General features: G+C 61.6%; 10 protein-coding genes and 2 pseudogenes. 5 read left to right on the top strand and 7 right to left on the bottom strand.

What is annotated here, in order from left to right; translation table 11 throughout:
• Positions 1-111 precede the first annotated feature (111 nt).
• From IVA92_RS00460 to IVA92_RS00435, 7 genes are all read right to left on the bottom strand, one after another.
• On the bottom strand, positions 112-1,701 hold the full coding sequence (locus IVA92_RS00460; RefSeq protein WP_247281348.1) for an IS66 family transposase: 1,590 nt from the start codon (positions 1,699-1,701) through the stop codon (positions 112-114).
• Between the two features lie 422 nt (positions 1,702-2,123).
• Positions 2,124-2,414, bottom strand: coding sequence for a tyrosine-type recombinase/integrase (locus IVA92_RS35640; RefSeq protein WP_346658107.1), 291 nt, complete (start codon positions 2,412-2,414; stop codon positions 2,124-2,126).
• A gap of 23 nt (positions 2,415-2,437) precedes the next feature.
• The gene (locus tag IVA92_RS00455; protein ID WP_253075214.1) at positions 2,438-3,127 is read right to left on the bottom strand and encodes a tyrosine-type recombinase/integrase; all 690 of its coding nucleotides are present in this window, start codon (positions 3,125-3,127) and stop codon (positions 2,438-2,440) included.
• 80 nt (positions 3,128-3,207) lie between these two features.
• Positions 3,208-3,651, bottom strand: a complete 444-nt coding sequence (locus IVA92_RS00450; protein ID WP_247281347.1) for a tyrosine-type recombinase/integrase — start codon at positions 3,649-3,651, stop codon at positions 3,208-3,210.
• Positions 3,639-4,052, bottom strand: a complete 414-nt coding sequence (locus IVA92_RS00445; protein ID WP_247281346.1) for a hypothetical protein — start codon at positions 4,050-4,052, stop codon at positions 3,639-3,641. Before IVA92_RS00445 ends, IVA92_RS00450 begins: the two co-directional genes overlap by 13 nt.
• Positions 4,049-4,810 carry a site-specific integrase gene (locus IVA92_RS00440; protein ID WP_247281345.1) on the bottom strand — a complete coding sequence of 254 codons (762 nt, stop codon included), beginning with the start codon at positions 4,808-4,810 and terminating at the stop codon, positions 4,049-4,051. Before IVA92_RS00440 ends, IVA92_RS00445 begins: the two co-directional genes overlap by 4 nt.
• Positions 4,811-5,075: 265 nt before the next feature.
• Entirely contained in the window at positions 5,076-5,288 is a 213-nt protein-coding gene (locus IVA92_RS00435; RefSeq protein WP_247281344.1) for a hypothetical protein, read from the bottom strand.
• Positions 5,289-5,468: 180 nt separating this feature from the next.
• Between IVA92_RS00435 and tnpB the strand changes: the two are divergent.
• From tnpB to IVA92_RS00410, 5 genes and pseudogenes are all read left to right on the top strand, one after another.
• Positions 5,469-5,693: pseudogene (gene tnpB / locus IVA92_RS00430) on the top strand (IS66 family insertion sequence element accessory protein TnpB); the annotation flags it as partial.
• 45 nt (positions 5,694-5,738) lie between these two features.
• Positions 5,739-7,372 (top strand): annotated as a pseudogene (locus IVA92_RS00425) (IS66 family transposase).
• Positions 7,373-7,772: 400 nt separating this feature from the next.
• Positions 7,773-8,867 (top strand): KamA family radical SAM protein, encoded by a 1,095-nt coding sequence (locus IVA92_RS00420; protein ID WP_247281343.1) that lies wholly within the window; start codon positions 7,773-7,775, stop codon positions 8,865-8,867.
• Between the two features lie 195 nt (positions 8,868-9,062).
• Positions 9,063-9,461, top strand: coding sequence for a MaoC family dehydratase N-terminal domain-containing protein (locus tag IVA92_RS00415; RefSeq protein WP_247281342.1), 399 nt, complete (start codon positions 9,063-9,065; stop codon positions 9,459-9,461).
• A 58-nt stretch (positions 9,462-9,519) separates the two neighbouring features.
• Positions 9,520-9,656, top strand: a 137-nt coding sequence (locus tag IVA92_RS00410) for a transposase (protein ID WP_247279864.1), incomplete at its 3' end; no start/stop codon positions are given.

Below are 9,656 nucleotides of genomic sequence, written 5' to 3'. Positions count from 1 at the left end.
CCGCCTCCAGGAAATACCGTGATCTGGCGCGGACTATCGCGGCTGACTGACATCGAACTGGGAGCCGCGATCGAGGCAAAGATTATGGGTAATTGAAAGTTAGCCGTGACCCTATTGAGGCTGGCTTGACGTTTTGCGGAATCGCCACGGCATGAGATCATCGATCTTGCTATGGGGATGACCGTCGATGATCGCCTCGAGTGTTTCAGCGATGTAGGCAGCCGGGTTGACGCTGTTGAGCTTGCAGGTAGCGACTATCGACGCCAGCATGGCCCAGTTTTCTGCCCCGATTTCATGGCCCGCGAAGAGCGCATTTTTTCTGGTTAGGCAGACCGGCCGGATGGCGTTCTCGACCGGGTTGGTGTCGAGTTCGAGACGCCCGTCTTCGAGGAAGCGGGTCAACCCCTGCCAGTGATTGAGCGCATAGCGGATGTCCTCGGCGAGCGTTGAGCCGCTGGAGATCATGGAAAGCTGCTTCTCAAACCACGGTTTTAAAGCCGCAATGAGGGGCAGCGAGTGCTCCTTGCGCGCGGCCAACCGGATGTCCGGCGACGAGCCGCGCACCATGGCTTCGATGGCGTAAAGCTGCGCGATCTGCCGGACGGCGGCCTCGGCGATCGGAGACTTGCTGTTGCGCACCAATTTGACGAAGCGCCGGCGCAAATGGCTCCAGCAATGCACGAGCGTCCACGGCCCTTGCGGTCGAACGACTTCGGTCAGCCGGTCATAACCGTCATAGGCATCGCATTGCAGGAAGCGTCCGCAAAAGCCATCCAGGAACTGCTCCGCAAAGGCACCGCTGCGACCGGGGGCATATCGGAACAGCACGATCGGCGGACTTGGGCCGCTGTGGCCGCGGTCGTCTGAGGCGATCGCCCAGAAGTAGCCCTTCTTCGTTTGGCCGCGCCCCGGATCGAGTACCGGCGCCTTGGTCTCATCCATGAACAGCCGATCCGCCATGGCCAGGTGGTGGCGCATGTGGTCCGCGATGGGCTGAAGATGGAAGCAGGCGCGGCCGGACCAGTTGCCCAGCGTCGCCCGATCAAGCCGGATACCCTGGCGCGCATAGATCTCGGCCTGACGGTAAAATGGCGTATGATCGCCAAATTTGGAGACGATCACGTGCGCGATGGCCGCTTCGGTCGGCAGCCCGCCGGGCACGACGTGCTCCGGTGCGTGCGCCTGCACGACGGGGCCCGCGCAGCGGCGACAGATGTATTTCGGGCGGCGCGTGACCAACACCCGCCATTGCGCCGGGATCACGTCGAGCCGTTTGCTGACGTCCTCGCCGATCTTCGCCATGGCACCGCAACCGCACGGACAGAGCGTGCTCGCAGGCTCGATGATCCGTTCCACCCGCGGCAAATGGGCAGGCAAGCAGCCGCGATTGCGATGAGGACCTTGATCCGGCACGTTCCGCGATCGGCCAAGGATCACAGTCTCGGCTCTCTCCTGCGCCGCGTCCAGGATGCCTTGCGCGATCTCCACGTCTTCCAGCGGCAAGTGATACTGATCTGGCCGCAGCTTCTCGGACTTCGCGCCGAACTTCTCGCGTCGCAATTCGCCGAGAATGATCTCCAGCCGACGTCGCGCTTCCTCCGACGCCGCCAGCGCCCCCTGATGCTCGCTCAAGGCCGCCTGCGTTTGCGCCAAAAGCGCCTTGAGGCGTTCGTTTTCGCCGCGTAGCGCCGCGATGCTCATGTGCTATTTCGAGCACATCGCCGCCGCGCGTGCCACGCTCAAAATAGCTGCCGAGTCATTCTGCCGCACTTATCCAGCGACCTGCGGGCGCCGTGCTTCTTCCGGGCGGACCAACCTCCAATCCAGCCCCTCGAACAAGGCCGCGAACATCGCCGGCGACATCCGCATCACGCCGTCCGCGATCGTTGGCCAAACGAACTTGCAACCTTCGAGGCGCTTGTGAACCAACACCAGGCCCGTTCGGTCCCACACCAAAATCTTGATTCGGTCCGCTCGTTTCGATCGGAACACGAAGGCTGCGCCGCTGTGCGATTATGTTGCGTTCAACATAACCGCTCTTATGTGTCGAACGAGATTATGTGGCGGAGGCGCCCGAACGCCAGCCAGGGCCGGCCACCCAGGGCTTCTCCGCCACATAATAATCAGATGTTGGCCAGCAGTTGCAGGATGGTGTCGTTCGGCCGGAAGCGCGCGCTGCGGTTGCCTGAGACGCCCGCCTTCTCGAGTCCCCGGCGCATCATCTCGACATCCGCAGCGGCGTATCGGTGGGTTGTGGCGACCTGAGTATGGCCAAGCCAGGCCTGGATCGTCAGGAGGTCCACGCCTGACCGGAGAAGCTTCATGGCGAGGGAATGCCGGAAGATGTGCGGCGATATCGGCTTGCCCTCCAAGCTTGGCGTCGTGGACCCGGACTGGGAGGCGGCACGCCGCACGATGTGTGTCGCGCCGAAACGCGTCAGGCGCTCGTTGTGGACCCCGACGAAAGATCGGCCGGTTCATGATTGGCGAGGCCGCGTTCGCTCAATAGGTCCGTCAGCGATCGCACCAGATCCTTAGGAACGGGAACGACGCGATCTCGGCGTCCCTTGCCGTGAAGCAGCACCTGCGGGCGTCCTCGCTCCAACTGAAGGTCGTTCGCGTTGACGCCGGTCGCTTCGGACACGCGAGCGCCGGTTCTCGCCAAGAAGAGCAGAAAGGCCCGGTCGCGCCGGCCGCGGGGCGTCGTCTGATCAGGGGCTGCGATGATGGCCTCCACCTCGGCGTTGGTGAGATGCGTCACCTCGATGTGGGCCCGTTTGGTGGGGATCGTCAGAACTCGTTGGGCGACGCCGAACGAGGCGGGATCGGCGGCAGCGACGTGATGGAAGAAAGATCGGATCGCGGCTAGTCGGGCGTTGCGCGTTGCGACGGAGTTGTTCCGCTTCTCCTCAGGCTCGTCAAGAAAGGCGAGAACAAGGTCCCGATCGAGATCCTCAAGAGCCAGCGCCGCCGGCTTCTTCTGCAAACGCGCCGCGGCAAAGAGGATCAGCATGCGCAAGGCGTCGCGATAGCTGGCTAAGGTCGCGGAGGTCGCGTTGCGCTGCTTGGTCAGCCGGCGACGGAAGTACGACTCCAGGAGCGGCGCCAGCAGGAGGTGTTCGTTCATGCCGCGCCTCCGTCGAGGAAGGCACGCTCAGCCGCGATGGCGAGGAGATCCGACGAGCGGTGAGGTAGTAGGCTGTGTCGCTATAGTTGGTGGCCGAGGTAGGTGGCGAGTAAGGGCAGCAGCGCTTGGACGTCTGCGCGCTGTTGGTGCCACAGCCTGAGCCTGGTCACCGCGAACCGGTGCCGGAGATCGTGCGGTCGCAGAGGCTTGCCATTGTTAAGACCCGCGAGCTTGCGGGCCTTAGCGAAGTTGCTTTGCAGGCCGGTCGCCGACAGACGGCAGCCTCGCGAGCTGAGGAAGAAGGCCTCGCCTTTGGGCCTGGGAAACACGGTGTCGCGCTCACGGGCGTATCGACGAAGGGCTGCCTGGGTCGTTGGGTGAACAGGAATCAGGCGGTCTTTACGGAACTTGGTTTTACGGACAAGGACGACCCCGTTGGTCAGATCGACGTCGCCGCGATCAAGGCTGACCACTTCGCCCGATCGTAACCCCGTGCTGGCCAACAATCCGATTAGCGTCGCCATCGTGCGGCCCGTGAGAGGTTCCCTGGCGAAATGAAGCTGCAAGCGTCGATAAGCGACGTCAGCTCAGACTCACTTAGGATGCGCGGCGGCGGAATCGCCCTGAACCGCGGGAAAGCTTTGCGCTCCAAGACCTCGGTCTGGGGGGCGTAGACGACCAGGTACTCGTAGAATCGGCGGAGCACGCCGTGACGGACCGCGCGGCTGTCGGCGGCGCCACCGAACGACAGGACGAAGTCCAGCGCCATCGTCCGAGTGGCGGGCGCACCCAGCTGAGATCGCTCGACGTAGCGAACGAAAGCCCGCAGCGTGCCGGCTTGCTTGTTGAAGGCGTAGCCGAGGGAGCGGCGCAGCTCGATGTAGCGCTCGACCTTGTCGTCGAGGAATGCGGCGAAGGCGGTCATGCGGCGCCTCCCGGAAAGGGGAGCGCGACCTCAGCGAGCTGCGAGGCCGCGACCTTCACGTACAGCGCCGTTGTGTTGATGCTCCGGTGCCCTAGAAGATCGGCGACCTCGTTGATCGGCCTTCGTCGCCCCACGAGCTGGGTGGCTAGACTGTGGCGCAGGAGATGTGCGCCTCCGACGGGACCGAGCTCGATCCCACCATGCTGCAATCTCTTCCGCACGATCCTCGAAACAGACGACGCGTACTTGAATGGTCCCTCGGGCGGCGTGAAGGACAGGAACAGATGCTGACTATCGAACTTCGGTCGAGCCCGTAGGATGTAGTCGGCGAGCGCGGCGCCGGTCTCCTCGATGAGCGGAGCCACTCGGTCACGCTTGCCCTTGGTGCGCCGGACAAAAACCTCGCCAGCTCGCCAGTCGATATCCCGGAGCTGAAGAGCGCGTAGCTCGCCGTTGCGAATGCCTGTGGTGGCGAGCAACAACAGGACAGCTCGATCGCGAAGGTCGATCGGCGTCGCCTTGCCGATCGCATCGATGGTGCGGCGAACATCATCCCACGAAAGCCGGGGCGGTAAATGGGCTAGTCGCCAATATGGCGTTCTTGGGACGACGGGAGCCAGATCCTGCTCGTGGTGGCCACCCCAATGCAGAAAGCGGAGAAACGTTCGGATGTGAGAGATCGCCGCCGTGCGAGTGCCGGAGGTCGCCGAGAGTGACAGCCGATACTCGACAGCGGCAAGGACATGCTCTGCCGTCAACGCCTCGAGGTCTTGGCCAGGATGGCGATGGCGGAGCCAATCCAGAAAGCGCCGTGCGCCCAAGAGAACGCCCTCGCGGGACCTTGGCTCAAGGCCTCGTACCCTGCTCAGATAGTCAGAAAAGGAGCGCAAAAGCGGAGCATCCGGATCATCGACTACAATAGGCGTCGAGGCAATGAATCGTTCGGGCGCCACCCGTCGCGCGTGTTGGAGCGCAGACACTGCCGCAATCCGCGGTGAGTCCGTGGTGAATGTGCGTAGATAGCTATCGACGATAGCTTCGCCGATCGGCTGTGAACCGCAATGCGCTGCAGCAAAACGGCGCGAACCGCGCGATCCGGCTCAGATAAAGCTTAGCGGATGCTTGCTTGTAACCGAGCGAGAAAAAGTGCCCCGCGATGCGATCCATCTCGGCGCCGAGCGCCCCGTCACGAAGGCGTTTAAGCACCCCACGGTACGAAAAATAGAACTCGAGCATTGTGCCCCTCCGGCGTAACGGCGCAGGGGGATCCCACGTCCGCACGAGGGCCACGAAATATTATGTGGCGGAGGAATCCAGCCGTGGCCGGCCCTGGCTGGCGTTAGGGCGCCTCCGCCACATAATCTCGTCCGACACATAAGTGCGGTTATGTTGCGCGCAACATAACCGCACAGCGGTCATCTGTTTGTCTTCCGCGGTCGCCGAAGCGATCTTGTGAAGGTGATCTGGCACGATGGCCAGGGAGCATGCCTGTTCACCAAAAGACTCGAGAGAGGGCGGTTCATCTGGCCTTCGGTTGCGGGCGAAGCAGTGACGATCTCGCCGGCGCAGATGAGCTACCTGTTGTCCGGAATCGATTGGCGCAACCCGCAAGAAACCCAGCGTCCGACGCGGGTCGGATAGCCGTTTTGGGTTTGAATCTGCTGCTTGATCTGATTCAATGACTTCATGATATCGAAGCCGGACGACCTTCCATCGGACCTTGTCAGTGCCCTGGCAGCGCTGCAGGCCGAGCGTGAGGCCCGGCTGCGAGCCGAGGCGATGGCTGCCAGCGCGCAAGCGGAGCTGTCGGATAACGCGGCGCTGATCGCGCATCTCGAGTTGCGGATCGAGAAACTCAAGCGCGAACTGTACGGGCAGCGCTCCGAGCGCACGGCGCGGCTGATCGAACAATTGGAATTGGAACTCGAAGAACTCGCCACCACGGCGAGCGAGGATGAGCTTGCCGCGCGCGCCGCCGCGGCGAAAACCCAGAGCGTGCGCGCCTTCACGCGCAAGCGGCCGGTACGCAAGCCCTGGCCGGACGACATCGTCATTGAGGCGCCAAAGACCTGCGCCTGTTGCGGTGGGGCGCGCCTTGCGAAGCTGGGCGAGGATGTGACCGAGACGCTGGAGGAGATGCCGCGCCAGTTCAAGGTCATCGAGACCGTGCGCGAGAAGTTCACTTGCGGCGATTGCGAGAAGATCAGCCAGCCACCGGCACCGTTCCATGCCACGTCGCGCGGCTTCATCGGTCCGCAATTGCTAGCGACGATCCTGTTCGACAAGTTCGGCATGCATATCCCGCTCAACCGCCAGAGTGGGCGCTTTAAGGCCGAGAGGATCGACCTGCCGTTGTCGACGCTGGCCGACCGGTCGGCCAGGGAGCCTTCGCCGTCATGCCGCTCTTCCAGCTGATTGAGCGTCATGTGCTCGCGGCCGAGCGCCTTCACGGCGACGACACCACCATCCGCATCCTGGCGAAGGGCAAGTGCACGACCGGCCGGATCTGGGCTTATGTGCGGGATGACCGGCCCTACGGTGGGCCGGCGCCGCCGGCTGCGGTCTATTACGCCTCGAGCGATCGACGGGGCGAGCATCCCCAGAAGCATCTGGCCGCGTTCGCCGGTATCGTGCAAGCCGATTGCTACAGCGGGTTCGAGCCGTTGTTCGACCCGCAAAGGAAAGCGATGCCGATCACGCCGGCATTCTGCTTCGCGCATGCGCGGCGGGGCTTCTTCGAGTTGGCCGATATCGGAAGAACGCCAGGGAAGGCAAGGGCAAACCGGTCTCCCCGATCGCGCTGGAGGCGGTCAGACGCCTCGATACGTTGTTCGAGATCGAGCGCGCCATCAACGGCCGCAGCGCCGACGAGCGGCGTGCCGTGCGCCAGGAGACAAGCAAGCCGCTGCTCGACGACATGCACGCCTCGCTGCTGCGCGAGCGAGAAACCCTCTCGCGCTCCTCCGAGATCCTGAAACCCATGAATTACATGCCCAGGCGCTGGGCCGACTTTGCCCGCCTCCTCGACGATGGCAGGATCTGCCTCAGCAACAACGCCGCCGAAAGAGCATTGCGCGGCATCGCCTTGGGAAGGCGCAAATGGGACCTTCGCCGGCAGCCTGCGCGGCGCCGACCGCGCCGCCATCATGCTGACGATGATCACCACCTGTCCTCTTAACGATGTCGATCCCAAAGCCTGGCTCTCCGACGTCCTCGCCCGGATCGCCGATCTTCCCGCTTCGCGTCTGCACGAACTGCTGCCCTGGGAATGGAAGCTCCCGCGCCAAGTCGACGAACCCACCGATCAGCAAGCTGCCTAACCTTCACGCAGCGCTATCATAGCGCTACCCGGCCCCCGCGCGCATGCGTCAATCAGGCGGTCTTCGTCGTATGCGTACCTGGCGTCGCCGTTGCTTGTCGGACAAGTGAGCGGTGCCAGCCGGCCTCAAGAGGGGCTTCACTCGACTTGGACGAAGAAGCAGCCTAATTGGGTGTCCTTGGGATTTAGGTGATCTCGCGCTCTCATGGCTGCGACTTAGGTTCGCGGTCGCGCCGCTAACCTCGGCGCGCCGACATCAGGCGAGTACCGGTGCACCTTTGGCAACTCTCGGGCCCCATAGTCCTCACCACACCAGGTAGGTATCGGTCGACTGTTGATACTGTATTGTAGAGGGGGAAGATCGCGTTGAAACAATGATAAGGGCACAGGAGGTGCCGGCAATGGAAACCACAGCACATCCGCTGGATTGCAGAACACACGTGTTGAAGCTCATTGAAGAAACGCGCGTGGTTAGCGAGAATGAACTGCAGGCCAACAACATCACGCCTTATCATGTCACAACGTTTTATCGCGAACAAATTATCAAAAGCGGTTACTACGATCAGCTGAAGTACGTTGTCGAGCCCTCAGTCGAGGAGTTCGACAGTCCGGGCACTTTAGATACGAGCGGCGAGCACGACAACACGGTCGTGCCGGGACTCCAGCACAAGTACGCCCAGACCGGCTTATTGCTGGTGACGGAACGCTGCGGCTCATATTGCCGTTACTGTTTTCGCAAGCGCATTGTGGGCAAGGTTTCGGATGAAATCGCACCGGATATCGATCAGGCCGCGCACTATATTGCGCGCCATCCTGAGATGACGAACGTACTTCTTTCCGGAGGTGACCCGTTCGTGCTCAGCACCGCCAAACTGAACAAGATCGTTGACCACCTGCTGCCAATAAACCATTTGAATTCCATCAGATTTGGCACAAAAATGCTGGCCTATCAGCCAAGGCGGTTTGCGGATTCCGCTCTACCGGCCTTATTCCAGCGTATCCACAAGGCGGGTAAAACCCCAATCATCGTCGCGCATTTCGATCACGTAGGTGAGATCTCATCGGACGCGGAGCACAAAATTCGCGCCTTGCGAGCACAAGGCGTGCAATTCCTTAATCAGTCCGTGCTTCTCGCCAAAGTCAACGACGATCCCGAGATATTGGCCGCGACTTTTGCCAAATGCCACGAAATCGGAGTGCGACCTTACTACTTATTTCAGGCGAGGCCGGTGAAGGGTGCATCGCACTTCCAAGTCCCACTGGACCGCGGCCTAGAGGTTGTGCGCGGCATCAACCAACGTCTGAGCGGGATCGAGAAGACATTTAAATACATCATGTCCCATTACACCGGAAAAATAGAGATTCTGGATTTAGCCCATGATGGCCGGGTGTATATGCGCTACCACCAGAATAAAGTTACCGAGAAGATCGGAAAGATCTTTTCCCGACCGCACGTCGCGACAGCCTGCTGGTTTGATGATCTGCCCGAACAATGAAATCTAACGCACGCCCTCTAGCCCATGGGCTCCGAGCGAGTGCGGTAGGCCCGCCGCCCCCCGAAGCGCAATCAAGTTGAGCCGCCGGCGTGCCCTGGTCTCAACTGTAGAAAGGCTCGGATGCCACTCGACTATCCCGCTGCACTAAACTTAAGGACCTGTGGAACTCGCTATTCCTGGACTGACAGGGAGGTAATGCTCTATGCGCTTGGAGTGGGCATGGGCTCAGATCCCTTGAAAGAGGAGGAGCTACAATTTGTCAACGAAGCGTTTGCGACGTCGAAGCCATTAAAGGTGATCCCGACGTTTGCTTCCGTGTGCGTTTGGGGCGCTCGCCCCGGGGTCATTGACCTCAATCGCGTCATGGTCGTTGACGGCGAACGTGACCTTACGTTTCACAAGCCGATACCCGTCGCGGCGAACGTGACGGCGGACGCCCGCGTGAGGGGAATTTATGACAAGGGTAAGGAGAAAGGCGCGATCATTCAGAACGAGGTGGTGGTCAGAGATGGGGGCGGCGACAAGATCGTCACAATCCTTTCGTCGACCTTCGCGAGAGGTGACCGCGGCTTTGGCGGGCCATCGGAGGGGTGAGCTGCTGCCGGTTTGATGGACACCGAGATTAGGTGTTTCATGAAGCCGGAGGTGGCCGATGAAGAGACGGAAGTTCAGTCGCGAGTTCAAGATCGCGGCGGTCAAGCTGGTTAGGGAGCGTGGGGTGTCGGTGGCGCAGGCCGGGCGCGACCTGGATGTTCATGAGAACGTTCTGCGCAAATGGGTGAAAGAGTT

This window comes from Bradyrhizobium sp. 154, from assembly GCF_023073875.1.
Lineage (GTDB): Bacteria > Pseudomonadota > Alphaproteobacteria > Rhizobiales > Xanthobacteraceae > Bradyrhizobium.
This window is presented reverse-complemented; position numbering and strand designations above follow the sequence as displayed.